We start from the raw sequence: 25,139 nt of genomic DNA on the forward strand, positions 1-25,139 counted from the left end.
ACCGCAGAACAACAATGATTGGCGATTACAATCGTTTGCCGTAAAATGCTGGCCCTTATTAATTATGTGCAACCCCAAAGGTGGTTAATCACAAACCCCGCAGCGATCCCTTTTCCGTTGCGTCTACATGGGACAGAGTCAAAAATTGAATATACAACCGCGTTCGCTTTCTCCGCTGGTACAACTCGCGGGAATTCGCAAAAGCTTTGATGGTAAGACCGTTATCTCCGATCTCAACTTAACCATCAATAATGGTGAATTTCTCACCCTGCTTGGCCCCTCTGGCTGCGGTAAAACAACCGTTCTTCGTCTAATCGCTGGTCTGGAAAGCGTCGATGTCGGACGTATCCACCTGGAAGACCAGGATATCACCCATGTCCCGGCGGAAAACCGCCACGTCAATACCGTATTCCAAAGCTACGCGCTATTCCCGCACATGACGGTGTTTGAAAACGTCGCCTTCGGCCTGCGGATGCAAAAAACCCCGGCGGCAGAAATCACCCCGCGGGTGGTGGACGCATTGAAAATGGTACAGCTGGAGGCATTTGCCCAGCGCAAACCCCACCAGCTCTCCGGCGGCCAGCAGCAGCGCGTCGCCATCGCCCGGGCGGTGGTCAACAAACCGCGTCTGCTGCTGCTTGATGAGTCGCTCTCGGCGCTCGACTACAAGCTGCGTAAGCAGATGCAGAACGAACTCAAAGCGCTACAGCGCAAGCTCGGCATCACTTTTGTTTTCGTCACCCATGACCAGGAAGAAGCCCTGACCATGTCCGACCGCATTGTGGTAATGCGCGATGGCAAAATCGAGCAGGACGGTACCCCGCGTGAAATCTACGAAGAGCCGAAGAATCTGTTCGTCGCCAGTTTTATTGGCGAAATCAACATCTTCAACGCAACCGTTATTGAACGCCTGGATGAACAGCGCGTACGCGCCTGCGTCGAAGGCCGCGAGTGCAATATCTACGTCAACTTCGCCGTTGAGAAAGGGCAACAGCTGAACGTACTGCTCCGTCCGGAAGATCTACGCGTTGATGAAATTCATCACGGTAGCGAAGCGGACGGCCTTATCGGCTACGTGCGCGAGCGCAACTACAAGGGAATGACCCTTGAGTCGGTTGTTGAGCTGGAAAACGGCAAGATGGTCATGGTCAGCGAATTCTTCAATGAAGACGATCCGGACTTTGACCACTCGCTCGACCAGAAAATGGCCATTAATTGGGTAGAAAGCTGGGAGGTTGTGCTGGCCGATGAAGAACACCAGTAAATTCCAGAATGTGGTGATCGCCACCATCGTGGGCTGGCTTGTACTGTTCGTCTTTCTGCCCAACCTGATGATCATCGCCACCAGCTTCCTGACCCGCGACGATGCGAACTTCGTCAAAATGGTCTTCACGCTCGATAACTACTCGCGGCTGCTGGATCCGCTCTATTACGATGTGCTGCTGCATTCGTTGAATATGGCGCTGCTGGCGACCCTCGCCTGCCTGGCGTTGGGCTATCCGTTCGCGTGGTTTCTGGCGCGCTTGCCGCAAAAAGTACGCCCGCTGCTGCTATTCCTGCTGATCGTTCCGTTCTGGACTAACTCGCTTATTCGTATCTATGGGCTGAAGATTTTCCTCAGTACCAAAGGCTATCTGAACGAGTTCCTGCTGTGGTCAGGGGTTATCGATACGCCGGTACGCATTATGTACACGCCGTCAGCAGTGATCATCGGCCTGGTCTACATTTTGCTGCCGTTTATGGTGATGCCACTCTACTCCAGCATTGAAAAACTGGATCGTCCGCTGCTGGAGGCGGCAAAAGACCTCGGCGCCAGCAAGCTGCAGACCTTTATCCGCATCATTATACCGCTCACCATGCCGGGAATTATCGCCGGCTGTCTGCTGGTGATGCTGCCGGCAATGGGGCTCTTTTATGTTTCAGACCTGATGGGCGGCGCCAAAAACCTGCTGATCGGCAACGTTATCAAGAGTCAGTTCCTGAATATCCGCGACTGGCCGTTCGGCGCGGCGACCAGTATCACCTTAACGCTGGTGATGGGGCTGATGTTGTTGATTTACTGGCGCGCGGCGCGCCTGCTGAATAAAAAGGTGGAACTGGAATGATCGGTCGACTGCTGCGCGGCGGCTTTATGACCGCCATTTACGCGTATCTCTACATCCCTATTATTATTCTGATCGTTAACTCGTTTAACCGCTCGCGCTTTGGCATCAACTGGCAAGGCTTCACCACCGACTGGTATAGCCTACTGATGAATAACGATAGCCTGCTGCAGGCCGCCCAGCACTCGCTGACCATGGCGGTCCTGTCGGCGACCTTCGCCACGCTTATCGGCTCGCTCACCGCCGTGGCGCTGTATCGCTACCGTTTTCGCGGTAAGCCGTTCGTCAGCGGAATGCTATTCGTCGTGATGATGTCGCCGGATATCGTGATGGCTATCTCCCTGCTGGTGCTGTTTATGCTGATCGGTATTCAGCTGGGCTTCTGGTCGCTGCTGTTTTCGCATATCACCTTCTGCCTGCCCTTCGTGGTGGTAACCGTGTTCTCACGCCTGAAAGGCTTTGATGTACGCATGCTGGAAGCGGCGAAAGACCTCGGCGCCAGCGAGATGACCATCCTGCGCAAAATCATTCTGCCGCTGGCGTTGCCGGCAGTGGCCGCCGGGTGGCTGTTGAGCTTTACCCTGTCGATGGATGACGTGGTGGTCTCTTCGTTCGTTACGGGTCCAGGATATGAAATTCTGCCGCTGAAGATCTATTCGATGGTAAAGGTCGGCGTTTCGCCAGAAGTGAACGCGCTGGCGACAATTCTGTTGGTTCTTTCGCTGGTGATGGTCATCGCCAGTCAGTTAATTGCACGTGATAAAACTCAGGGGACGTCAAAATGAAAAAATGGTCACGCCACCTGCTCGCTGCGGGCGCTCTGGCTTTAGGCATGGGCGCCGCGCAGGCAGACGATAGCAAAACGCTCTACTTCTATAACTGGACCGAATACGTGCCGCCAGGCCTGCTGGAACAGTTCACCAAAGAGACCGGCATCAAGGTGATCTATTCGACCTACGAGTCGAATGAAACCATGTACGCCAAGCTCAAAACCTATAAAGACGGCGCTTACGATCTGGTGGTGCCATCGACCTATTTCGTCGACAAAATGCGTAAAGAAGGCATGCTGCAAAAGATTGATAAGAGCAAGCTGAGTAACTTCAGCAACCTCGATCCGCAGATGCTGAATAAACCTTTCGACCCGAATAACGACTACTCGATTCCCTACATCTGGGGCGCGACGGCAATCGGCGTCAATAGCGATGCTATCGACCCGAAAACCGTGACCAGTTGGGCCGACCTGTGGAAACCGGAATATAAAAGCAGCCTGCTGCTGACCGACGACGCGCGCGAGGTGTTCCAGATGGCGCTGCGTAAACTGGGCTATTCCGGTAACACCACCGATCCAAAAGAGATTGAAGCGGCTTATAACGAGCTGAAAAAACTGATGCCAAACGTCGCGGCGTTCAACTCCGATAACCCGGCAAACCCGTATATGGAAGGCGAAGTGAACCTCGGCATGGTATGGAACGGTTCCGCTTATGTCGCGCGTCAGGCAGGTACCCCGTTGGAAGTGATTTGGCCAAAAGAAGGCGGCATCTTCTGGATGGATAGCCTGTCGATTCCGGCGAATGCCAAAAACGTTGACGGTGCGCTGAAGCTAATTAACTTCCTGCTGCGCCCTGATGTCGCGAAACAGGTAGCTGAAACTATCGGTTATCCGACGCCGAACCTGGCCGCGCGCAAAATGCTCAGCCCGGAAGTCGCCAACGATAAATCGCTGTATCCGGATGCCGCCACTATCGAAAAAGGCGAATGGCAAAATGATGTCGGCAGCGCCAGCGCTATTTATGAAGAGTATTACCAGAAGTTGAAAGCCGGTCGTTAATTGTAATAATATGCTGGATAGCGTCGATGCTATCCAGCATATAAAAAATAATATATTCACTGTCAATATCTGCTTAAATGCATGCGTTAATTAAGCGCTGCGGGTTATTCACTTTATCCGAATTTATTCAATAATTATATGTTTTGCAGCTGTCTCGCCGTCGTCGATGTTTTGCATCGATACTGCCGCTTTGCTGCCGGTCTCGTCTGGGGTAAATAAAAGAGGCTAATCACGAAAGAGATACCCTGAATTACTTAACATCCCCAATACAACCCGTTAGCAATATTTAAAAGATTCACCGTAGGTTCCCCATAAGGAAATGGAATGATGGCCCGCGCAAAAACTAAAGCCCCACCACTCTTCGGTGTTACTGAAGTTAATGATATTTACTGTGATATCAGCAGGAATATACCACGAAGTGAATGGTTAGGCATCACGCTGCCTTTTACTATGGTACTGGTTTCTCTGACAGCCCTGTTTATTCTCACTCCGTTGATCGGTTATCTCCAGGAGCTTATATTTCTTGTGCCTATACTTCTCTTATTATTATATAGCGGCATACATGCAGTAAGACTATTCATCATCAAGCCAAAATCGTTGATGGTTCGACTAAATCGCCAGGAGCAGAAAATTTATGTCCAGAAGCATTGCATCAACTATAATATTTTTTCTCAATGGCCCGTCGAAACGTTAGTTTTCAACTGGCATGAGGTTATTCACCCCAGTTTTAGAAACGGTTCCGGTTCTGCAAGTTCACGAACCTGGTATACCTGGCATATCAGCCCACCAGCTAGCCCAAGGGTCAAAGTTGTCATCAGCGATGATAATATACCTTTGTTTTATAACGCCTCTCGCTATTCCATTAACCTTGAAGATACGATTCTAAACTATGCCATATCCTGGCAATGGTGTAACGACTATATGCGCGGTATTAATTCTCCCGTTTATATCTTGCCAACACACCGCTACTCCTTTAAATATTGCGTAACTACGCTGAGCAATAGAATGTTGTCACGCGCCGATGAGAGCGATCGCTGGACCACCATTTTTCCCATCTGCAACCCATTATTCTGGGTGATATCATTTTTCATCGTTCCGCTCATTTTAGCAGACGCTCTGGCGCTGTACTGGATTATGCGAAGACTTCCGGATACGGTCTGGTCTCATTCCGCACAAGCTGAATCAACCTCAGAAAGTTAAACGCAAGTCGTGTCCTTAAGCGCTCATGACGGTCGGGTGCCTCCGACCGCTCATGTGTTTCCCATTCCAGTTTTAATGGTCGCGCTTGCTGTTGGCTTCTTTGCGCTGCAAAAAATCATCGATTTTTCCCACCAGGACGTTGACGGGTTTCCACAGAATAATAAGTAACACGAATGGCCCTATAATTCGCATGCCGCCTGTAGCTAAATCGCCAGTAAAAAGCAGAAGAAGGCCATCAAATAATAGGCTCAAGGCGCTAGCCACGCCGACTAAAAGACAGACGAGAAAGAGAATATTTCTTGCATCAGATTGTTTGGACAAGCCATTTTGGCTAATAACACCAACGGCAACGGCCGCGATCAGCATACTCGTCTCGACAACTAGCGGATTGTTCATTTTTGACTCCTGTCATCATCAGCCATTCCATATGGCGAAAAAAAAAGAGCGTACCAAGGCGAAGTGGTTAAACTAACGCCTCTGCACGCTTTTACACTACGTTCCTTCTATAATCTGTTTTCCTGCAGCAGCTTATCAATGAACTCGGGCACCACTTCGCTTGCCAGCCCGTAATGTTTCTCAGCGAATTCGCTGCCGACCTGGCTGGGTTCGAGGTTAAGCTCGACGGTATGCGCGCCGTGCAGACGAGCTTCATGGACAAAACCCGCGGCCGGGTAGACGTGCCCGGAAGTCCCAATCGCGATAAAGATATCGGCCTCGGCCAGCCCGCTGTAGATCTCATCCATGCCCAGCGGCATCTCGCCGAACCATACCACGTGCGGGCGCAGCGCCGCCGGGAACTGGCAGCAGTGGCATTTGTCATCCGCCGTCACGTCGCCGGTCCACTCCAGCACCTGTCCGCTCCACGAGCAGCGTACTTTCAGTAACTCGCCGTGCATATGGATAACCCGGCGGTTACCCGCGCGCTCGTGCAGATTATCGATGTTCTGCGTCACCAGCAGAAAACGATCGCCCAGCGCCTCTTCCAGCCTCGCCAGCGCCAGATGCGCGGCATTGGGCGCGATTTCCGCGCTCTGCAACTGGCGGCGGCGGGCGTTATAAAACGCCTGCACCAGCGCCGGGTCACGGGCAAAACCTTCCGGCGTCGCCACATCTTCCACCCGGTGCTCTTCCCACAGGCCATCGGCGGCGCGGAAGGTTTTAATCCCCGACTCCGCCGAAATACCGGCGCCGGTTAACACCACCACCCGCGGTTTGTCTATTGCCTGCGGCGGCGTTTTGTCTTCGCCGAAGAAGACACGTTGCCGTAAGCGATCGCGCAACTGGCGTTTTTTACGGCGGAAACGGCTTAAGCGATGTAAGCGGCGCGACAGCATAGCTACCCCTGTAATTAATGAGTCAAATGAAGGAAGGCCGCACCGCGCATACCTCCGGCGTCGCCGTGACGCGCGCGCTCAATGCGCGGCACCCGGGCGACCGGAAGCAAATGACGCGGCAGGCGCTGCGCCAGCCCTTCGGTTATAGCAGTAAAATTAGATAATCCGCCACCTAACACCAGCAGATCCGGATCGACAATGGTGAGGATATTGCCCAGACAAACGGCCAGTAGATCGAGGTAACGTTCGACGTGCTCCCGCGCCTGCGCATCACCCTGCTGCCACAGATCGACGATCTCTGGAGAAGTTAAGGATTGATGATAAAAATGCTGATACAGCCAGGCGAATCCGCGGCCGGAAAGATAGTTCTCGATGCAGCCGAGCTGGCCGCAGCCGCAGCGGGTTAGCGGAAAATCGCGCCCCACTACTTCCAGGGCGTCCACCGGCAGACGAATATGGCCGAACTCGCCGGTGATGTAGCTGTGACCGGTTATCGATTTGCCGTTAAGCACGATCCCGCCGCCGACGCCGGTGCCGAGGATTAACCCCATCACCAGCGGATATTGGGTAAATTCATCATCCCACGCTTCAGATAACGCAAAGCAGTTGGCGTCATTATCAAGACGAACTTCACGCCCCAGGCGTGCGCTGAGATCAACGCGCAGCGGTTGGCCGCTGGCGGCGGGAACGTTGGCGGCATACAGCTTGCCGTCCGCGGTTTCCGGCATACCGGGGATACCGATACCGACCGCGCCCTCCACGCCAAAGCGCCGATCGGCTTCGCGAACCAGCGCTTCAATCTCCTGCAGGAAAGCCTCATAGCTTTCCGTCGGAGTGGGGACGCGTTTTTCCCACTGCAGTTGTCGGGCGTTATCAAATACGCCCAACGCTATCTTGCTGCCGCCAATGTCAAATCCGTAGTACATTTCAGCCATTCCTCTTATTGGCCCCAACCCCTCATCCTTTGGGCTGTATCTGCTTTCACAGCACTGGCCTAAGGGATGCGGCGTTTGACGGGCCACGACGATAAATTACTGGCCACTCAGCACCCTCGCCGGGTCAATACGACTGGCGCGGCGGGCGGGATACCAGCTGGCCAGCAAACTCAGCAACAGTGCTGTCACCAGCACATAAACGACGTCCAGCCAGTGCAATTCAGACGGCAGGAAGTCAATAAAATAGATGTCGCCGGAAAGGAATTTATGCCCGATCAACGTTTCGATACCGTTGATAATCGATGTCAGCTTCAGCGCGGCTACCACGCCGATAACCACCCCGATCAGGCTCCCGACCGAACCGGCCAATAAACCATACCATACGAAAATCGCGCGGATTAAGCCGTCTTTCGCGCCAAGCGTGCGCAGCACCGCAATATCGCCGCTTTTATCTTTTACCGCCATCACCAGCGTCGAGACGATGTTAAAACAGGCGACGCCGATAACCAGTACCATGGCGAGATACATAATGGCGCGAATCATCTGAATATCACGGTACATATAGCCGTAGGTGCCGATCCAGCTCTTGATATAGACGTAGCTGTTGGTCACCTCGCCGGCGTCGCGTACCAACGTATTGGCGTGGAAGACGTCGGTGACTTTAATGGCGATGCCGGTCACGCTGCTGCCCATATCCAGATACTGCTGGGCGTCCGCCATCGGGATCATCGCGAAGCTATGGTCCAGTTGGCCGCTCAGTTGCAGAATCCCGGTCACGTGTAGCCTGACGCGTTTCGGCTGCAACAGCTGGTGCTCGGAATCTGAATTGGGGATCATGATCGACACCCAATCGCCCTGCTTCACATGCAGCGCATCGGCGACGCCTTTGCCCAGAATCACCTGCTGCTCGCCGGCCCTAAAACCAGCCCAGGCGTTGTTCTGCACAAAGTTTGGTAGCGAACTCAGGCGGCTCTCCTGCTGCGGATCGACGCCCTTGACCTGAATGGCGCGCATATTGCTGCCGCTCTCCACCAGCCCGGTAAAGTTGATATAGGGCGCAGCGGCGACGATGCCTTTCACTTTTTCAACCTTCGACAGCGCCTCGTTCCAGTTATTCCACGGCTGGTTAACCGGCTCGATTTCGCCGTGCGGCACCACCGCCAGAATGCGATTGTTGAGCTCGCGCTCAAAACCGTTCATCGCGCTCAGGCCGACGATCAGTACCGCCACGCCTAATGCGATGCCGATAGTAGAGATGACGGAAATCAGCGAGACCATACCGCCGCGGCGTCTGCCGCGGCTAAAACGCAGCGCAATCAGTAACGATAACGGTGAAGCCATTACTGGGCCCCCATCAGGGTCAGGTCGGCCGTCAGGCGGCCATCGCGCATCTCCAGCTGGCGGTTCATCCGTTTCGCCAGCTGCAGGTCATGAGTCACCACCAGGAAAGCGGTACGCTGCGCCACGTTGAGCTCGCCCAGCAGCTCAAAAATGCTGTCGGCGTTGCGGGCGTCGAGGTTGCCGGTCGGTTCATCAGCCAGTACCAGCCGCGGTTTGTTCACCAGCGCGCGAGCAATCGCCACGCGCTGGCGCTCGCCGCCGGAAAGCTCAGACGGACGATGGTGGCTACGGTGTTCCAGGCCCACCGCCTGCAGCATCGCTTTCGCCTGGCGTTCGATATCCGCCGCTTTTTTCTTGCCAATCAGCAGCGGCATCGCCACATTTTCCAGCGCGGTAAAGTCCGGCAGCAGGTGGTGGAACTGATAGATAAACCCGAGCTCGCGATTACGCAGATCGGCGCGAGCCGCGGCGGAGAGCGAGCTCATCGGCTGACCGGAGAAAATAACATCGCCGGAGGTCGGCGTATCCAGCCCGCCAAGCAGGTGCAGTAGCGTACTTTTGCCGGAACCTGAAGAGCCGACAATCGCCATCATTTCACCCTCTTGAATGCTGAAGCTGACATCGTGCAGCACATCGGTTTGCACGTTGCCTTCCTGATAGCGTTTGCACAGGTTGTCGCATTGCAGCAGGATCTTATTCATAACGTAAAGCCTCAGCGGGTTGGGTGGCGGCAGCGCGCCAGGAAGGATACAACGTAGACAACAGGGCCAGCGCCATCGCCACCAGAGCGATAATAATCACCTGCAGCGGCTCAATCGCCACCGGCAGGGCCGCGCCGTCCAAAAACGCGCCGATAATCGGCATCAAATTATTCAGCTGGCTGGCCAACAGCACGCCGAGCAGCGCGCCAAGCAGCGCGCCGACAATACCAGCGCTGGCGCCCTGTACCATAAAGACGGCCATGATCTGCCGCGGCGTCAGCCCCTGGGTCTGCAGAATAGCCACCTCGCCCTGCTTCTCCATCACCATCATGCCAAGCGAGGTAATGATGTTGAAAGCGGCGACGGCGACGATCAGGCTCAGCAGCAGCCCCATCATATTTTTCTCCATTCGCACAGCCTGGAACAACTCGCCTTTGCGCTCGCGCCAGTCCTGCCATTTGGTGCCGTCGGGCAGCTTCTGTTGACTGAGCGTATCAACCTGCAGCGGTTGGCTGAGCCACAGACGCCAGCCGGTAATATTGCCCAGCGGATAGCGCATCAGGCGGGAGGCGTCATCAATGTTGGTCAGCATTTGATAGCCATCGACTTCGCTGTTGGCGGCAAAGGTGCCGATGACGTTAAACAAACGCTGGCTCGGGACACGGCCCATCGGCGTAAACTGGCTGGCGGAAGGCACCATCACGCGAATTTGATCGCCACGGTTAACCCCCAACTGGCCGGCCAGCTGTTCACCGAGAATGACGTTATATTTGCCGGCCTGCAGATCGCTTTGTTTCACGTTCACCAGGTAAGGCGTCAGCGGATCTTTTTGCGCCGGGTCGATACCCAGCATCACGCCGACGGCGACGCTGCGGGCGCTTTGCAGCACCACATCACCGGTGGTGAGCGGCGCGACGCGCGTCACGCCCTGCAGCTTAACGGCGCTTTCCGGCATTTTTTGCGGGTTGATAGAGCCCTGCTGGGCGCTAATGATAGCCTGCGGCATCAGCCCCAGGATGTTGTTTTGCAGCTCACGCTCAAAACCGTTCATCACCGACAGGACGGTCACCAGCGCCATCACGCCAAGCGTAATGCCGATGGTCGAAAGCCAGGAGACGAAACGGCCGAAGCGGTCGGCTGCGCGCCCGCGCATGTAGCGAAGGCCGATAAATAGTGCGGCAGGTTGGTACATGTAATCCATCTGGTTGCTGATAGCCGATGTTCGAGTATATATGGCATAGCCCAACGCGTAAATCGCTGATACGGTAGATTTTTTCGCCAAAATAACAAAGTAATAGTTTTAAATCAGAGGGTTAATTTAGAGTGTATATATTTATCAATCGCCTTGCGCTGTAGAAAACATGGCGCAGGAGGCCAATCGGGTTGGCGAAATCAGACCAATTGCGGATAATCAGAGACATTGAATATCAGCAATTTGCCCCTACATCGTAGAGCGAGTTGGCCGACTGCGGCCAAACAGTACAAACAATCGCCTGATGGGATAGGCGCTAAGGGATCCTGACAACCGTTATGCCTGAACAATATCGCTATACTCTGCCGGTCAAAGCCGGCGATCAGCGCCAGCTTGGCGAACTCACCGGCGCCGCCTGCGCCACGCTGGTAGCCGAAATGGCCGAACGCCATCATGGCCCGGTGGTGCTGGTTGCGCCCGACATGCAAAACGCCCTGCGTTTGAATGATGAAATCAGGCAATTTACCGATAGCATGGTGATCGGCCTCGCTGACTGGGAAACCCTGCCCTACGATAGCTTTTCGCCACATCAGGATATTATCTCTTCGCGCCTTGCGACTTTATATCAGTTGCCGACCATGCAGCGCGGAGTGCTTATCGTTCCCGTAAGCACTCTGATGCAGAAGGTCTGCCCGCATAATTATCTGCACGGTCACGCGCTGGTAATGAAAAAAGGGCAGCGTCTGTCGCGCGATGCGCTACGCACGCAGTTGGACAGCGCCGGTTACCGCCATGTCGATCAGGTAATGGAACACGGCGAATACGCGACCCGCGGCGCCCTGCTCGATCTCTTCCCGATGGGCAGCGAGCAGCCCTATCGCCTCGATTTCTTTGATGACGAAATAGACAGCCTGCGGTTATTCGATGTTGATAGCCAGCGTACTCTGGAAGAAGTCGAGGCCATCAATCTGCTGCCGGCGCATGAGTTCCCGACCGACCAGGCGGCGATCGAACTGTTCCGCAGCCAGTGGCGCGATCGCTTTGACGTGAAGCGCGACCCGGAACATATCTACCAGCAGGTGAGCAAAGGTACCCTACCCGCCGGGATCGAATACTGGCAACCGCTGTTCTTCAACGAGCCGCTGCCGCCGCTGTTTAGCTATTTCCCGCCCAGTACGCTGATTGTGAATACCGGCGATCTGGAGCACAGCGCCGAGCGTTTCCAGAATGAGACCCGCGCCCGCTTTGAAAACCGCGGCGTCGATCCGATGCGCCCGCTGCTACCGCCGGAGCAGCTGTGGCTGCGCAGCGACGAGCTTTTTAGCGAGCTGAAAAAATGGCCGCGGGTCCAGTTAAAAACTGAACGTCTGGCGGAGAAAGCCGCTCATACTAACCTCGGCTATCAACCCCTGCCCGAGCTGGCGATTCAGGCGCAAAATAAAGCGCCGCTGGACAACCTGCGTCGCTTCCTTGAATCCTTCAGCGGCCCGGTGATTTTCTCAGTGGAAAGCGAAGGCCGCCGCGAGGCGCTGTGCGAAATGCTGGCACGCATCAAAGTTGCGCCAAAACATATATTGCGCCTGCAGGAAGCAACCGGAAATGGTCGCTTCCTGATGATCGGCGCCGCCGAGCACGGATTTATCGACAGCCAGGCAAATCTGGCGCTGATTTGCGAAAGCGATCTGCTGGGCGAACGCGTCGCCCGCCGCCGTCAGGATTCCCGCCGTACCATTAACCCCGACACGCTCATTCGCAACCTGGCGGAACTGCATATCGGACAGCCGGTGGTGCATCTTGAACACGGGGTGGGTCGTTATGCAGGGATGACCACCCTCGAAGCCGGGGGCATCAAAGGCGAATATCTGATGCTGACCTACGCCAACGACGCCAAACTGTACGTCCCGGTATCGTCACTGCATTTGATTAGCCGCTACGCCGGCGGCGCGGAAGAAAATGCGCCGCTACACAAACTGGGCGGCGACGCCTGGGCGCGGGCAAGGCAAAAAGCGGCGGAGAAAGTGCGCGACGTGGCCGCCGAACTGCTGGATATCTACGCCCAGCGCGCGGCCAAAGAAGGCTTCGCCTTTAAGCATGACCGCGAGCAGTATCAATTATTCTGCGACGGTTTCCCGTTCGAAACCACGCCGGATCAGGCGCAGGCAATTAACGCCGTTCTCAGCGATATGTGCCAGCCGCTGGCAATGGACCGCCTGGTCTGCGGCGACGTTGGCTTCGGGAAAACCGAAGTGGCGATGCGCGCCGCCTTCCTCGCCGTCGAAAACCACAAACAGGTGGCCGTGCTGGTGCCTACCACCCTGCTCGCCCAGCAGCACTACGATAACTTCCGCGACCGCTTCGCCAACTGGCCGGTACGTATTGAGATGCTATCCCGTTTCCGCAGCGCCAAAGAGCAGGCGCAGATACTTGAACAGGCGGCAGAAGGTAAAATCGATATTCTGATCGGTACCCATAAGCTGCTGCAAAATGAAGTCAAGCTGCGCGACCTGGGTCTGCTTATCGTCGATGAAGAACACCGCTTCGGGGTGCGTCATAAAGAACGCATCAAGGCGATGCGCGCGGACGTCGATATCCTGACGCTGACCGCCACGCCTATTCCGCGTACGCTGAATATGGCGATGAGCGGAATGCGCGATCTGTCCATTATCGCCACCCCGCCAGCTCGCCGTCTGGCGGTAAAAACCTTTGTCCGCGAATATGACGCGCTGGTGGTTCGCGAGGCGATCCTGCGTGAAGTCCTGCGCGGCGGTCAGGTTTACTATCTGTATAACGATGTTGAAAATATTCAGAAAGCGGCGGATCGTCTGGCTGAACTGGTACCGGAGGCGCGAATTGCCATCGGTCACGGCCAGATGCGCGAACGCGAACTGGAACGGGTGATGAATGATTTCCATCACCAGCGTTTTAACGTGCTGGTCTGTACGACAATCATTGAAACCGGCATCGATATCCCGACCGCCAATACCATCATCATTGAGCGCGCCGATCACTTCGGCCTTGCCCAGTTGCACCAGCTGCGCGGCCGCGTGGGTCGTTCGCACCATCAGGCCTACGCCTGGCTGCTCACCCCACATCCAAAAGCGATGACTACCGACGCGCAGAAACGCCTGGAAGCTATCGCGTCGCTGGAAGACCTCGGCGCCGGTTTTGCCCTCGCGACCCACGATCTTGAAATTCGCGGCGCCGGCGAACTGCTGGGAGAAGGTCAGAGCGGACAGATGGAAACCATCGGCTTCTCGCTGTATATGGAACTGCTGGAGAACGCCGTCGATGCCCTGAAAGAGGGTCGCGAGCCGTCGCTGGAAGATCTCACCAGCCAGCAGACGGAAGTGGAGCTGCGCATGCCGGCGCTGCTGCCGGATGACTTTATTCCCGACGTTAACACCCGTCTGTCGTTCTATAAGCGTATCGCCAGCACCAAAAACGAACACGATCTCGATGAGATCAAAGTCGAGCTGATCGATCGCTTTGGTACATTGCCGGATGCGGCGCGTAATTTGCTGGATATCACGCGCCTACGCCAGCAGGCGCAAAAGCTGGGGATCCGCAAGCTGGAGTGCAATGAAAAAGGCGGCGTGATCGAGTTTAACGAGAAAAATAACGTTAATCCGGTCTGGCTTATCGGTCTATTGCAGAAGCAGCCGCAGCATTACCGGCTGGATGGGCCGACAAGGCTCAAATTCTTCCAGGAGCTTGATGAGCGTAAAACGCGCATGGACTGGGTACGCCAGTTTATGCGTCAGCTGGAAGAAAACGCTACCGCTTGAGAACGAAGAGATGCGGTTGTCAAAACCGCATCTCTTTACCTGTCACAGTTAGCAAACTTTACAAACATTTTGCAATCCACCTGGATTTCCCAACACTCTCCCGCGCCATAATTGACATTGATTATCTTATAAAAATAACCGTTTGTTTATTGTGGAATTATGGTAATGATAAATATCTCGCGTGTTTCAACCTGGCTGACGGCATTCGCTCTCGCGGCGACGCTGGCCCTTCCCGCCCGCGCCAATACCTGGCCGTTACCGCCGAGCGGTAGCCGACTGGTCGGGCAGAATCAGTTTCATGTAGTGCAGGATAACGGCGGGTCGCTGGAAGCGATTGCCAAAAAATACAACGTTGGTTTTCTCGCGCTGCTGCAGGCTAATCCCGGTGTCGATCCTTATGTGCCGCGCGCCGGGAGCGTGCTGACCATCCCGCTGCAGACACTGCTGCCTGACGCCCCCCGTGAAGGTCTGGTGCTCAATATCGCCGAGCTGCGTCTGTACTATTATCCACCGGGACAGAATAGCGTGACCGTTTACCCGATCGGTATCGGCCAGCTTGGCGGCGATACCCTGACTCCGACGATGGTCACTACCGTTTCAGATAAGCGCGCCAACCCGACCTGGACGCCAACCGCCAACATTCGCGCGCGTTATAAAGCGATGGGGATCGATTTGCCGGCCGTAGTCCCTGCCGGGCCGAATAACCCGATGGGACATCACGCGATTCGTCTTGCAGCCTACGGCGGCGTCTATCTACTGCACGGCACCAACGCCGATTTTGGCATCGGGATGCGCGTCAGTTCAGGCTGTATCCGCCTGCGCGATGCTGATATAAAGTCTCTGTATAACAAAATCACGCCGGGCACCAGGGTGAATATCATCAACGAACCTATCAAAGTTTCGGTAGAACCAAACGGTACCCGTCTGGTGGAAGTCCACCAGCCGCTCTCCGAACATATCAATGACGATCCGCAAACGCTGCCAATCGTCCTGAACGCCAGCATGAAAAACTTTAAGCAGGCGCCGCAGACCAATCAGCAGGTAATGGAAAGCGCGATGGCGCTGCGTTCCGGAATGCCGGTCGATGTGACCCACCACCAGCTTTCCGCCGAGCAAGCCTTGTAATACATTTGCGAATTGCAGAAAGTAAAAACCCGCCAGGCACGGCGGGTTTTTTTGTGGCAATCGCCAGCTTCGCTGACGAGGTTTCGCGGGGCGCGGTCCCATGAAGGGGTGTGGACCGCGTCGCGAGAGTGGCATAACAAAGGGAACTACGTTTACTGCTTACTACACGCGTTCTGCTGAAGGGGGTCAGGAACGCGTTTTGTCAGTGGCATGACAGGGGTTACAACATTTATTTATAGATAACTGCGGTACCGTGCAGGGTATTAGGACCGGTTACCGAAGTAATGCGGTAAGAGGTCGCCCCCATTTCGTCGGCTTTCTGAGCCAGCTGATCTTCGAGCGAACCCAGATTGGTGCCGGCGGATGCGGAAACGGTACCGATTTTATGTTGGCCTGCTGGGGTGGATTGCACCTCAACAGCGGCGAAACTTGCAAATGAGAGTGAGCTCAGTACGGCAGCAAGTGCCAGTTTTTGGACGTTTTTCATGATTATTATACCTATGCAGATGATTTTTATAGTAGGGTCGTAAGAATTAACTTAACGATCGATAGGTAAATGATAATGTGATCCATGTCACAGGTCAACTCATTTTTATAACGATCATTTAACTATTTATAAAATGCTTAATTTTCATACATATATGAATTATTTATTTTTGGACTTCTGCCGCTGGCAGCATGACACGTTTATTTTTATAATGGCCGTTCAACAACCCAACATAGGTACAACGGCATCATGACAACTGACGTTCAAAGTTGCGCAAAAAAAAGCCGTGGCCGACCTAAAGTGTTCGACAGGGACGCGGCGCTGGACAAGGCCATGACACTTTTCTGGCAGCACGGCTATGAAGCAACTTCGCTTGCCGATCTCGTCGAAGCGACCGGCGCGAAAGCCCCGACGCTGTACGCCGAGTTCGTGAACAAAGAAGGCTTATTCCGCGCGGTGCTGGATCGCTACATCTCCCGCTTTGCCGCGAAACATGAAGCACTGCTATTCGATGACCAAAAAACCGTCGATCAGGCGCTGCGCGACTATTTCACCGCTGTCGCTACCTGCTTTACCAGCAAAGATACCCCGGCAGGCTGTTTTATGATTAACACCTCCGCGGCGCTGGCCGCCTCTTCAACCGATATCGCCAACACTATTAAGTCGCGGCACGCGGTGCAGGAACAAACGTTGACGCAATTTTTACAGCAGCGCCAGCAGCGCGGCGAACTCCCTGCGCAGGGCAATGTCTTGCAGTTGGCGCAGTTTTTAAACTGCGTGCTGCAAGGAATGTCAATCAGCGCGCGCGAAGGCGCTGATTTCGCCACCCTGAAACAAATTAGCGACACTACGCTGCGCCTGTGGCCGCAAATCCTGCAACCTTAATCCCCTACCGGCGGCCCTCGCTCGCCGGTTTTTTCCCCTTCTGCTAAATACCCTTACTTTTCTCAATATTTTCATTATGTTGATTTGTTGTAAATGATATTGATAACGATAATCAATATGTGCAAAATTCGCATTTGTCTTTCTATATGTTTCACGCTGTAACAGCCGCGCCTGTGGCTGAAAAAAATAACAACAGTAATGACTAACTCATATCAAGGAATGCGAATGAACAAGCGCCTCTGGCTGCTCAATCCCCTGCTGCTGGCCACCGCCCTGCCTGCCTTTGCCGCGCAGGCCGCCGATGAAGACGATATCATCGTCAGCGCCAACCGTAACCACCGTACCGTCGCCGAGATGGCGCAAACCACCTGGGTGATTGAAGGCCAGGAAATTGAGCAACAGGTTCAGGGTGGTAAAGAGTTTAAAGACGTCCTCGCGCAGTTGATCCCCGGGATAGATGTCAGCAGCCAGGGGCGTACCAACTACGGCATGAACATGCGCGGACGCGCCATCGTGGTACTGATCGACGGCGTGCGCCTCAATTCATCGCGCACCGATAGCCGCCAGCTTGATGCCATCGATCCGTTTAACATCGAACATATTGAAGTTATTTCCGGCGCCACATCGTTATACGGCGGCGGCAGTACCGGCGGTCTGATTAATATCGTCACGAAAAAGGGCCAGCAGGAACGCCAGGTGGATCTGGAGCTGGGTGGTAAAACCGGCTTTGCCAATAGCAACGATCATGATGAACGGGTGGCGGCGGCCATCAGTGGCGGTACCGATCATGCTTCCGGCCGTCTATCAGTGGCGTATCAACGCTTCGGCGGCTGGTATGACGCCAACAATGACGCGCTGATCCTCGATAATACGCAAACCGGCTTACAACATTCGGACCGACTCGACGTGATGGGCACCGGAACCATAGAAATCGATGACCAGCGCCAGCTCCAGCTGGTCACGCAGTACTATAAAAGCCAGGGCGATGATTATGGTCTGAATCTGGGCAAAGATATGTCGGCGGTGCTTGGCGAAAGTAAAGCCTGGACCTCTAACGGGCTTAACTCCGATCGCGTGCCCGGCACCGAGCGTCATTTGATCAGCCTGCAATATTCCGACGCCGACTTCCTCGGCCAGAATCTGGTCAGCCAGATTTACTACCGCGATGAGTCGCTGACCTTCTACCCCTTCCCGGCCTTGAGCAAAGGTAAAATCAGCAGTTTTTCCGCCTCACAGCAGGATACCGATCAGTACGGCGCTAAGATCACCTTCAACAGCCAGCCGCTAACGGGATGGGATCTGACCTGGGGCGTTGACGCCGACCATGAAACCTTTAATTCCAACCAGATGTTCTTCGACCTGGATAAGGCGATGGCTTCCGGCGGCCTGAATAATCAGTCTGCCTATACCACCGGCCGTTATCCTGGCTACAGCATCACCAATCTTGCGCCGTTCCTGCAAAGCAGTTACGACCTGAACGACATCTTCACCCTTAGCGGCGGCGTGCGCTATCAATGGACGGAAAACCGCGTCGATGATTTTGTCGGCTACGCGCAGCAGCAGGATGTCGCTAAAGGCAAATATCAGTCGGCGGATGCCATTCCTGGCGGTAAGACCGATTATGATAACTTCCTCTTTAATGCCGGGATCGTCGCCCACATTACCGAACGCCAGCAGACCTGGTTTAACTTCTCTCAGGGCGTCGAACTACCGGATCCGGGCAAATATTACGGTATCGGCAGCTACGGCGCCGCGGTCAACGGCCATCTGCCGCTGGTCTCGAGCGTTAACGTCGGTGACTCGCCGCTACAGGGGATCAAAGTTAACTCCTGGGAACTGGGCTGGCGCTACACCGGCGACAACCTGCGCACGCAGCTTGCCGCTTATTACTCGACATCAGACAAAACCATCGTAGTTAACCGCAGCGACATGACCATTGATGTGCAATCGGATAAACGTCGCATTTACGGCGTGGAAGGCGCGGTGGACTACTTCGTGCCTGATAGCGACTGGAGTCTGGGCGCTAACTTCAACGTGCTGAAATCGCAAGTTAAAACCGATGGCAGTTGGCAGAAGTGGGACGTCACCCTGGCCTCGCCGTCGAAAGCCACCGCCTGGGTCGGCTGGGCGCCGGACCCGTGGTCGCTGCGTGTGCAGAGCCAGCAGGTATTTGATTTAAGCGACGCCAGTGGCAATAAGCTTGATGGGTACAACACCGTCGATTTTATCGGTAGCTATCTGCTCCCGGTGGGTAAACTGACCTTTAGCATCGAAAACTTGCTGAACGAAGATTACGTCACCATCTGGGGACAGCGTGCGCCGCTGTTGTATAGTCCAACCTATGGCAGCGCCGGACTGTACGAATATAAAGGACGCGGCCGGACCTTCGGCCTGAACTACGCGTTAACGTTCTGATAAAAAAAGCCCCTCAGCCTGAGTGATTGAGGGGCTAATCGCTTAAAACTGCTATTTTACGCTTTGTTATTCAGAATCAGCTGACCGTTGCTATCGAGAGGTATTTGCGCCCCCGGTTGATGGTCCATGCGAATCTTGCCCTGCTGGTCGCCGATTTTATAGGTGACGTCATAACCAAGCATTTTTTCCGACTTGTCGTAGACCGTCTTACAGCGCTGCTGGGTGGTGGTATAGGTGTCGTTTTCCTGCATTGAGCCCTGAATTTGGTTACCAGCATAGCCGCCGCCCAGCGCGCCGACGACGGTTGCCACGCTACGACCGCGACCGCCGCCAAACTGATGGCCAATCACGCCGCCGGCGACCGCGCCGAGAACGGAACCGGCAATACGGTTTTCATCCTGAACCGGGCGACGATGGGTAACGGTGACGTTACGGCACTCCTGACGCGGCGTTTTTATGCTTTCTTTTATTGGCGTACTGGACACCACTTGCGCATATTGCGGGCCACGATCTAATACATTGAGACCGGCAACGGCGGCGACGCCCAACGCGGCGGCAACGCCAATCCCAATACCCGCCAACATTGATTTATTCACGGGAGTTCCTCCTTCATTGCTGTTACTAGCAATTCTGCGTTCTGCTCAGGGGGTATGCAAATCAGAAAGCGGATGAAAAATGCGGGAACCTACGGCAAATCAAGGGGATTCAGAGGATTCCTAACGGGAAGTTGCGATTCAGGCAGAAGGATATGCTGTGTTTTCAGGATAGCGTCGCGATGACGCTATCCTGATTACTTGCCGCTTAGTGCAGCTTGAGACGCGGACGAATAATACGGTTAATACGCCCCACCAGCATCATCAGGCCGGTTTTGAAATAGCCGTGTAACGCAATCTGATGCATGCGATACAGCGAGATATACACGAAGCGCGCAATTCGCCCTTCAACCATCATCGAGCCGCGCATCAGGTTGCCCATCAGGCTGCCAACGGTGGAGTAGTTAGAAAGCGACACCAGTGAACCGTGATCTTTGTAGACATACGGTTTCAGCGCTTTGCCTTTCATCTGCGCCAGAATGTTATTCAGCGCGCAGGTTGCCATCTGGTGCGCCGCCTGGGCGCGTGGAGGTACAAAGCCGCCTTCCGGACGAGCGCAGGAGGCGCAATCGCCGATAGCGTAAATATCCGGATCACGGGTGGTCTGCAGCGTTGGCTCAACCACCAGTTGGTTAATGCGGTTGGTCTCCAGGCCGCCAATCTCTTTCATAAAATCAGGCGCTTTGATGCCCGCTGCCCACACCATCAGGTCGGCATCAATAAACTGCCCGTCTTTAGTATGCAGGCCGTTAACGTCTGCGCTGGTCACCATAGTCTGGGTCAGGACACGTACGCCGAGCTTGGTCAGTTCATTGTGCGCGGCGCCGGAAATACGCGGCGGCAGCGCCGGAAGAATACGTTCGCCGGCTTCGACCAGCGTCACGTTCAGCGCTTCGTTGGTCAATCCTTTGTAGCCATAGCTATGCAGCTGTTTCACCGCATTATGTAGCTCAGCGGACAGCTCAACCCCGGTGGCCCCGCCGCCGACGATAGCGATATTGACCTTACCGTTCGCGCCGAGGTTTGCAGAATACTTGAGGAACAGGTTAAGCATTTCCTGATGGAAACGGCGCGCCTGGTGCGGGTTATCAAGGAAAATGCAGTTTTCCTTCACCCCTGGAGTATTAAAGTCATTGGAGGTGCTGCCCAGCGCCATCACCAGCGTGTCGTACGGCAGCTTACGCTCGGCAACCAACAGCTCGCCTTTCTCGTTACGCAGTTCCGCGAGGGTAATGGTTTTCCCTTCGCGATTGATATCCACCACCGAGCCTAGCTGGAACTGGAAACCGTGGTTGCGCGCGTGCGCCAGATAGCTCAGCGCGTCAACGCCTTCATCCAGAGAACCGGTCGCCACTTCGTGCAGCAACGGCTTCCACAGGTGGCTATGGTTGCGGTCCACCAGCGTAATTTTCGCTTTTTTGTTGCGGCCCAGCTTTCTACCCAACTGAGTAGCCAGTTCCAGTCCGCCGGCACCACCACCTACAATAACGATTCTTTTCAATGGCGTAGTCACAAGACCCCCTAAAATTATTAACCAATTGTTAATTAAAAGTTATCCAAATAGCTCTTAGTTAACAATAGGTTGCAGCGATGAAACCATTCAGCAGCACCGAGAATAGCATGAACGGAACATTGGTCATACCAAAATTGATGTGCATCAAGTTTTACCGCATATTTTTTAAACGAACAACGTCAATTATGGACAAGAAAAAGCCCGCGGCATTTGCACGCCGCGGGCTGAATAAGTGAAAACAGGATTAACCGAGGGTCTTAAAAGCCTTTATTCGCTGCAGGTGCGGCGAAAGACTTTTAAATTTATGCGTCTGTTCTTCATCCCAAATGATTTCGTAATAATGATGCAGCAAGTCAGCCGAGCGTTGGCTATCCAGCGCCTCATCATGGCGTGATAGCACCACCAGGCAGCGGTCGCGATTTTTTTCACGGAAGTTGTTCACGCACTTGGTGGCGATATCCTGATACTCTTCCGGCCTGTCGATTTTCCCTTCCATGTTCTCGTGAGGGAACAGATTCGGGTTGAACACGGCCTGGCGAATATCACAGAGAAAACCAATCCTTTCCGCCCAGTAGCCACCTAACCCGACACCGCATATCAGCGGCCGATCGTCGGCAGTGAGCTGCAGCATTTTGTCGACTTCCTTCAACAAATGCTGCATATCATGTTTTGGATGGAGCGTACTGTAGCTAATCAACCGTACGTCAGGGTCGATAAACTGCAGCTGCAGCACCTTTTCATGGTTACCGGGGCTGTTAGAGTCAAAACCGTGTAAATAGATAATCATCGTATCCTCACCAGACAACAACGCCCTTCAGGTTAATTACGCAGACTTCGCTTCTTGCCAGCGCGCATGGAGCGCCTCCAGCTGTGCGTTGACCGTCTGCCAACGCGCGGAATCTCGCAGTTCCTGACGGGTAAATGAACCTTTATGATACAATTTTGTAACACGCTCTGCTTTGATCGGGGACAGGTTATCCAATACGCTCACCGCGCCTTTACGATTATTGCAGACCAGGATCATATCGCAACCGGCATCGAGCGATGCCTGCCCACGTTCAGCATAGCTGCCCATGATCGCCGCTCCTTCCATCGACAGATCGTCAGAGAAGATGACGCCGTCAAAGCCCAGCTCGCCGCGCAACACCGTCTTCAGCCAGTATTCGGAACCACTGGCCGGATGCGGATCGATATCAGGATAAATCACGTGCGCCGGCATAATCGCATCCAGCCGTTGTTCATCGATCAGACTTTTGAACACCGCCATATCTTTGGCGCGAATTTCCGCCGCCGGACGCGGATCAATCGGCGTCTCTTTGTGTGAATCCGCCGTCACCGCGCCGTGGCCAGGGAAGTGTTTACCGGTGGTTTTCATGCCCGCAGCATGCATACCGTCAATGAAATGGCGAGCCATCGCCAGCGCCTTTTGCGGGTCTTCATGCCAGGAGCGTTCGCCGATCGCGGCGCTGATATGGCCGACATCCAGCACCGGCGCAAAGCTGATATCAATATCCATAGCGATCATTTCACTGGCCATCAGCCAACCGGCTTCTACGGCAAGCTTACCGCCCTCTTCCATCCCCAACAGCGCCGCAAAAGACTGCGCGGCGGGCAGGCGAGTAAAACCTTCGCGGAAACGCTGCACGCGCCCGCCTTCTTGATCAACCGCCACCACGAGATGATTCCGCGAGGCCGCGCGGATTTGGCGTACCAGTTCACGCAATTGCGCCGGATCGTGGTAGTTGCGGGTAAACAAAATTAAGCCGCCAACCAAAGGATGAGCCAGAATCTCACGCTCTTCCGCATCCAGTTCAAAACCTTCGACATCCAACATTACCGGACCCACACAGACCTCTCTTATCCTTTGTTTTCTGTTTCTAACTGACGCCATGTCGCATCCGCCAGCGTAATAAATTGCCGGTCGCCGCTCTGCTGCCAGCGCCGTTCATACCATCCCGCCATCAGCATGAGCACCCACGGTCGCCAGCGTTGTATTTGCCGCCGCAGCTGTCGCTCATCAAGCTGCGCGAGCCGTGAATAGTCTTTAAGCAGCTGGCAACGCGTAGGGGCATCGCACCATACCGCTGCCAGTTCAAGCGCGATATCGCCGTCTCCGGCATACTCCCAGTCAATCAAGCACAGGCCGTCGTCGCGGTGAATGATATTGCCGGCGTGGACGTCCATATGCAGAGGCGCCAAACGCAACGGCTGTGGTTCTCGCCGGCGTAATAACCGTTTCTGCCAGCGTAACCACAAAATCGTACGCCGGGCCGGATCGCACTGCTGCCAGTACAATTCAAGTAATGGCGCCAGCTCGACACGCCAGCCAAAACGCGGCTGTTGATGCAGATGATACAATAAGCCGGCAAGTGAAGGGCACTCCGGCAGCGCGCTTTTCACCTCCCCTGCGCAATACTCCACCACCATCCAGCACGGCGAAAAGAATACCGGTGCCGGCGACAGCGTCGCGGGGAGGCGCTGAAGCGCGCGGTACTGGCGTAAAAAATGGCTGAGCGGCGCCTGCGGATCGTGCGGCTGGCGCAGCACCAGCCGGCGGACGCCATCGCTGATAATACAGCTGCCGCCGCTAAGACCATTTTCAGTCAGCGCGGCGACAGGTGAATAGCGGGGGAAAAAGCGCGACAAGAGCTCGTCGCGCGTAAGCTTATTGTTGCTGAACCGCACCTTTGCCTGACCAGATAATCTCGCCGGACTGCACCAGCATCAGTTGCATTTTCAGCTCCGGCGAGTTGACGTTACCGGTGGCATTCGAGTACAGCACGTACTGAGCGCCAACGGTGCGCGCAATTCCCATCGCTTTGCTGCGGCTGCCGAGACTATCCTGCGGCGAAAGACCTAATTGTTGTTTCGCTACGGAGAGCTGCTGCGGGGAGACCAGCGTAAACTTGCCGTTGCCCGCCAGCGCATTGCGCAGCGCGGAGGTCGCTTCAGACGCGTTCAGCGATCCGTTGGTACGGTTATTGACGCTATCCACCAGCAGAATACTGCCCGCGTTCACGCCGCCCGCCTGCAGCATCTGGCCGATCATCGGTTGCACAGCGCCGTCCCAGTTGTAGTGGCGCACGCGCGGCGCAGGCTGAGAGGGCTGTGAAGGCTGCTCGCTGCCGTGTTCGATTGGACCCGGCTGCGTTGGCACCGTCGGCACGGCAGGCACCGTCGGCTGCGGCTGCGCAGGTTGTTCCGGCTTCGGCTTGGCCTCCTCGACTGGCGCAGGTTCATTACGTTGTCCCACACAGCCTGCCAGGAATATCGCCAGTGCAGTGATTAACGCATAGCGACACATTTTAATCATTATGATGACCTCTTAGAGATAAAGATAAAGGCGGGCTTTGTGCGCCCCGAGAATATTTGCACTGCCGTAGAGCACAACGGACGAGTGGGCGGGAACCGTCACGCTTCGCGCAGGTTCCAACGGATGCATCTCCAGCCCATGAGCGTCATACCAGAAAAAACGGTAGTGCACGGTAATGGGCTGTTGCCGTTCGTTAAATAATCTTGAGGTAGCGGTGGCCTGAATTTCCGAGGCGGTGACCGACGGTGGATCGGCGCTGATACCCGCCGCCAGAACGCTGGATTCCATCACCAAAGTCTGCTGTTCGCCAACCGGAATTTCCGGGCGCGAACTACATCCGGCCAGCAGCGCCGCCAGAATCAAAACGCCTGAATAAGCAGCGCGCATCGG

24 protein-coding genes are annotated in these 25,139 nt (G+C 54.9%); 10 read left to right on the forward strand and 14 right to left on the reverse strand.

Going from position 1 to position 25,139, the window contains the following annotated elements; genetic code table 11:
- Positions 1–127: 127 nt before the first annotated feature.
- The 5 genes from potA to ABLV78_RS15430 all read left to right on the forward strand — a co-directional run bounded on the left by potA (position 128) and on the right by ABLV78_RS15430 (position 5,130).
- Positions 128–1,264: a spermidine/putrescine ABC transporter ATP-binding protein PotA gene (gene potA, locus ABLV78_RS15410; RefSeq protein ID WP_042892246.1), complete on the forward strand. Its 1,137-nt coding sequence runs from the start codon at positions 128–130 to the stop codon at positions 1,262–1,264.
- Entirely contained in the window at positions 1,248–2,105 is an 858-nt protein-coding gene (gene potB / locus ABLV78_RS15415; RefSeq protein ID WP_041908286.1) for a spermidine/putrescine ABC transporter permease PotB, read from the forward strand. The genes potA and potB overlap by 17 nt, the downstream gene beginning before the upstream one ends.
- Positions 2,102–2,887: a spermidine/putrescine ABC transporter permease PotC gene (potC, locus tag ABLV78_RS15420; protein ID WP_045393735.1), complete on the forward strand. Its 786-nt coding sequence runs from the start codon at positions 2,102–2,104 to the stop codon at positions 2,885–2,887. The genes potB and potC overlap by 4 nt, the downstream gene beginning before the upstream one ends.
- A complete protein-coding gene (potD, locus tag ABLV78_RS15425; protein ID WP_020079135.1) occupies positions 2,884–3,930 on the forward strand; it encodes a spermidine/putrescine ABC transporter substrate-binding protein PotD in 1,047 nt (348 codons plus the stop codon). Before potC ends, potD begins: the two co-directional genes overlap by 4 nt.
- Before the next feature lie 324 nt (positions 3,931–4,254).
- On the forward strand, positions 4,255–5,130 hold the full coding sequence (locus tag ABLV78_RS15430; protein WP_047046838.1) for a DUF6708 domain-containing protein: 876 nt from the start codon (positions 4,255–4,257) through the stop codon (positions 5,128–5,130).
- Between the two features lie 72 nt (positions 5,131–5,202).
- On the opposite strand, the gene ABLV78_RS15435 is transcribed toward ABLV78_RS15430, so the two are convergent.
- The 6 genes from ABLV78_RS15435 to lolC all read right to left on the reverse strand — a co-directional run bounded on the left by ABLV78_RS15435 (position 5,203) and on the right by lolC (position 10,633).
- Positions 5,203–5,526: a hypothetical protein gene (locus tag ABLV78_RS15435; RefSeq protein ID WP_047046842.1), complete on the reverse strand. Its 324-nt coding sequence runs from the start codon at positions 5,524–5,526 to the stop codon at positions 5,203–5,205.
- A gap of 107 nt (positions 5,527–5,633) precedes the next feature.
- Positions 5,634–6,464 carry a Sir2 family NAD+-dependent deacetylase gene (gene cobB, locus ABLV78_RS15440; RefSeq protein ID WP_047046845.1) on the reverse strand — a complete coding sequence of 277 codons (831 nt, stop codon included), beginning with the start codon at positions 6,462–6,464 and terminating at the stop codon, positions 5,634–5,636.
- Between the two features lie 14 nt (positions 6,465–6,478).
- Positions 6,479–7,390, reverse strand: coding sequence for an N-acetylglucosamine kinase (gene nagK, locus ABLV78_RS15445; RefSeq protein WP_047046847.1), 912 nt, complete (start codon positions 7,388–7,390; stop codon positions 6,479–6,481).
- Positions 7,391–7,495: 105 nt separating this feature from the next.
- Positions 7,496–8,740, reverse strand: coding sequence for a lipoprotein-releasing ABC transporter permease subunit LolE (lolE, locus tag ABLV78_RS15450; protein ID WP_047046850.1), 1,245 nt, complete (start codon positions 8,738–8,740; stop codon positions 7,496–7,498).
- Positions 8,740–9,441, reverse strand: a complete 702-nt coding sequence (gene lolD / locus ABLV78_RS15455) for a lipoprotein-releasing ABC transporter ATP-binding protein LolD (RefSeq protein ID WP_015367168.1) — start codon at positions 9,439–9,441, stop codon at positions 8,740–8,742. Before lolD ends, lolE begins: the two co-directional genes overlap by 1 nt.
- Positions 9,434–10,633, reverse strand: coding sequence for a lipoprotein-releasing ABC transporter permease subunit LolC (lolC, locus tag ABLV78_RS15460; protein ID WP_072251518.1), 1,200 nt, complete (start codon positions 10,631–10,633; stop codon positions 9,434–9,436). The genes lolD and lolC overlap by 8 nt, the downstream gene beginning before the upstream one ends.
- A gap of 338 nt (positions 10,634–10,971) precedes the next feature.
- Here lolC and mfd point away from each other — a divergent pair, with 338 nt between their 5' ends.
- Entirely contained in the window at positions 10,972–14,418 is a 3,447-nt protein-coding gene (mfd, locus tag ABLV78_RS15465) for a transcription-repair coupling factor (RefSeq protein ID WP_047046853.1), read from the forward strand.
- A 165-nt stretch (positions 14,419–14,583) separates the two neighbouring features.
- The gene (gene ldtC, locus ABLV78_RS15470; protein WP_045393713.1) at positions 14,584–15,543 is read left to right on the forward strand and encodes a L,D-transpeptidase LdtC; all 960 of its coding nucleotides are present in this window, start codon (positions 14,584–14,586) and stop codon (positions 15,541–15,543) included.
- Positions 15,544–15,772: 229 nt separating this feature from the next.
- Here ldtC and bhsA read toward each other — a convergent pair whose 3' ends face one another.
- Complete coding sequence (gene bhsA, locus ABLV78_RS15475; RefSeq protein ID WP_045375056.1) at positions 15,773–16,030, reverse strand: multiple stress resistance protein BhsA; 258 nt, start codon at positions 16,028–16,030, stop codon at positions 15,773–15,775.
- 133 nt (positions 16,031–16,163) lie between these two features.
- Here bhsA and ABLV78_RS15480 point away from each other — a divergent pair, with 133 nt between their 5' ends.
- The 3 genes from ABLV78_RS15480 to ABLV78_RS15490 all read left to right on the forward strand — a co-directional run bounded on the left by ABLV78_RS15480 (position 16,164) and on the right by ABLV78_RS15490 (position 19,330).
- Positions 16,164–16,283, forward strand: coding sequence for a hypothetical protein (locus ABLV78_RS15480; RefSeq protein ID WP_161801890.1), 120 nt, complete (start codon positions 16,164–16,166; stop codon positions 16,281–16,283).
- Positions 16,280–16,915, forward strand: a complete 636-nt coding sequence (locus tag ABLV78_RS15485) for a TetR/AcrR family transcriptional regulator (RefSeq protein ID WP_045393711.1) — start codon at positions 16,280–16,282, stop codon at positions 16,913–16,915. The genes ABLV78_RS15480 and ABLV78_RS15485 overlap by 4 nt, the downstream gene beginning before the upstream one ends.
- A gap of 225 nt (positions 16,916–17,140) precedes the next feature.
- Complete coding sequence (locus tag ABLV78_RS15490; RefSeq protein ID WP_047046857.1) at positions 17,141–19,330, forward strand: TonB-dependent siderophore receptor; 2,190 nt, start codon at positions 17,141–17,143, stop codon at positions 19,328–19,330.
- A 56-nt stretch (positions 19,331–19,386) separates the two neighbouring features.
- On the opposite strand, the gene ABLV78_RS15495 is transcribed toward ABLV78_RS15490, so the two are convergent.
- The 7 genes from ABLV78_RS15495 to ABLV78_RS15525 form a co-directional block, all read right to left on the reverse strand.
- Positions 19,387–19,926: a glycine zipper 2TM domain-containing protein gene (locus ABLV78_RS15495; RefSeq protein WP_052671546.1), complete on the reverse strand. Its 540-nt coding sequence runs from the start codon at positions 19,924–19,926 to the stop codon at positions 19,387–19,389.
- 205 nt (positions 19,927–20,131) lie between these two features.
- The gene (locus ABLV78_RS15500; protein WP_015367177.1) at positions 20,132–21,436 is read right to left on the reverse strand and encodes an NAD(P)/FAD-dependent oxidoreductase; all 1,305 of its coding nucleotides are present in this window, start codon (positions 21,434–21,436) and stop codon (positions 20,132–20,134) included.
- 244 nt (positions 21,437–21,680) lie between these two features.
- The gene (gene ycfP / locus ABLV78_RS15505; RefSeq protein ID WP_047046860.1) at positions 21,681–22,223 is read right to left on the reverse strand and encodes an alpha/beta hydrolase YcfP; all 543 of its coding nucleotides are present in this window, start codon (positions 22,221–22,223) and stop codon (positions 21,681–21,683) included.
- A gap of 36 nt (positions 22,224–22,259) precedes the next feature.
- A complete protein-coding gene (nagZ, locus tag ABLV78_RS15510; RefSeq protein ID WP_165430639.1) occupies positions 22,260–23,270 on the reverse strand; it encodes a beta-N-acetylhexosaminidase in 1,011 nt (336 codons plus the stop codon).
- Positions 23,271–23,293: 23 nt separating this feature from the next.
- On the reverse strand, positions 23,294–24,121 hold the full coding sequence (gene thiK, locus ABLV78_RS15515; protein ID WP_047046866.1) for a thiamine kinase: 828 nt from the start codon (positions 24,119–24,121) through the stop codon (positions 23,294–23,296).
- Positions 24,102–24,740 carry a penicillin-binding protein activator LpoB gene (gene lpoB / locus ABLV78_RS15520; protein ID WP_161801944.1) on the reverse strand — a complete coding sequence of 213 codons (639 nt, stop codon included), beginning with the start codon at positions 24,738–24,740 and terminating at the stop codon, positions 24,102–24,104. The genes thiK and lpoB overlap by 20 nt, the downstream gene beginning before the upstream one ends.
- Before the next feature lie 21 nt (positions 24,741–24,761).
- Complete coding sequence (locus tag ABLV78_RS15525; RefSeq protein ID WP_045393699.1) at positions 24,762–25,136, reverse strand: YcfL family putative periplasmic lipoprotein; 375 nt, start codon at positions 25,134–25,136, stop codon at positions 24,762–24,764.
- Positions 25,137–25,139 lie beyond the last annotated feature (3 nt).

Source organism: Klebsiella sp. CN_Kp075, assembly GCF_040065055.2.
In the GTDB taxonomy this organism is placed as follows: Bacteria; Pseudomonadota; Gammaproteobacteria; order Enterobacterales; family Enterobacteriaceae; genus Klebsiella; species Klebsiella aerogenes.

Bases quoted from the DNA above. Each gene is read 5' to 3' on its own strand.
- potA (WP_042892246.1), top strand. From the start codon at position 128: ATGGGACAGAGTCAAAAATTGAATATACAACCGCGTTCGCTTTCTCCG.
- potB (WP_041908286.1), top strand. From the start codon at position 1,248: ATGAAGAACACCAGTAAATTCCAGAATGTGGTGATCGCCACCATCGTG.
- potC (WP_045393735.1), top strand. From the start codon at position 2,102: ATGATCGGTCGACTGCTGCGCGGCGGCTTTATGACCGCCATTTACGCG.
- potD (WP_020079135.1), top strand. From the start codon at position 2,884: ATGAAAAAATGGTCACGCCACCTGCTCGCTGCGGGCGCTCTGGCTTTA.
- ABLV78_RS15430 (WP_047046838.1), top strand. From the start codon at position 4,255: ATGATGGCCCGCGCAAAAACTAAAGCCCCACCACTCTTCGGTGTTACT.
- ABLV78_RS15435 (WP_047046842.1), bottom strand. From the start codon at position 5,526: ATGAACAATCCGCTAGTTGTCGAGACGAGTATGCTGATCGCGGCCGTT.
- cobB (WP_047046845.1), bottom strand. From the start codon at position 6,464: ATGCTGTCGCGCCGCTTACATCGCTTAAGCCGTTTCCGCCGTAAAAAA.
- nagK (WP_047046847.1), bottom strand. From the start codon at position 7,390: ATGTACTACGGATTTGACATTGGCGGCAGCAAGATAGCGTTGGGCGTA.
- lolE (WP_047046850.1), bottom strand. From the start codon at position 8,740: ATGGCTTCACCGTTATCGTTACTGATTGCGCTGCGTTTTAGCCGCGGC.
- lolD (WP_015367168.1), bottom strand. From the start codon at position 9,441: ATGAATAAGATCCTGCTGCAATGCGACAACCTGTGCAAACGCTATCAG.
- lolC (WP_072251518.1), bottom strand. From the start codon at position 10,633: ATGTACCAACCTGCCGCACTATTTATCGGCCTTCGCTACATGCGCGGG.
- mfd (WP_047046853.1), top strand. From the start codon at position 10,972: ATGCCTGAACAATATCGCTATACTCTGCCGGTCAAAGCCGGCGATCAG.
- ldtC (WP_045393713.1), top strand. From the start codon at position 14,584: ATGATAAATATCTCGCGTGTTTCAACCTGGCTGACGGCATTCGCTCTC.
- bhsA (WP_045375056.1), bottom strand. From the start codon at position 16,030: ATGAAAAACGTCCAAAAACTGGCACTTGCTGCCGTACTGAGCTCACTC.
- ABLV78_RS15480 (WP_161801890.1), top strand. From the start codon at position 16,164: ATGCTTAATTTTCATACATATATGAATTATTTATTTTTGGACTTCTGC.
- ABLV78_RS15485 (WP_045393711.1), top strand. From the start codon at position 16,280: ATGACAACTGACGTTCAAAGTTGCGCAAAAAAAAGCCGTGGCCGACCT.
- ABLV78_RS15490 (WP_047046857.1), top strand. From the start codon at position 17,141: ATGAACAAGCGCCTCTGGCTGCTCAATCCCCTGCTGCTGGCCACCGCC.
- ycfP (WP_047046860.1), bottom strand. From the start codon at position 22,223: ATGATTATCTATTTACACGGTTTTGACTCTAACAGCCCCGGTAACCAT.
- nagZ (WP_165430639.1), bottom strand. From the start codon at position 23,270: ATGTTGGATGTCGAAGGTTTTGAACTGGATGCGGAAGAGCGTGAGATT.
- lpoB (WP_161801944.1), bottom strand. From the start codon at position 24,740: ATGTGTCGCTATGCGTTAATCACTGCACTGGCGATATTCCTGGCAGGC.
- ABLV78_RS15525 (WP_045393699.1), bottom strand. From the start codon at position 25,136: ATGCGCGCTGCTTATTCAGGCGTTTTGATTCTGGCGGCGCTGCTGGCC.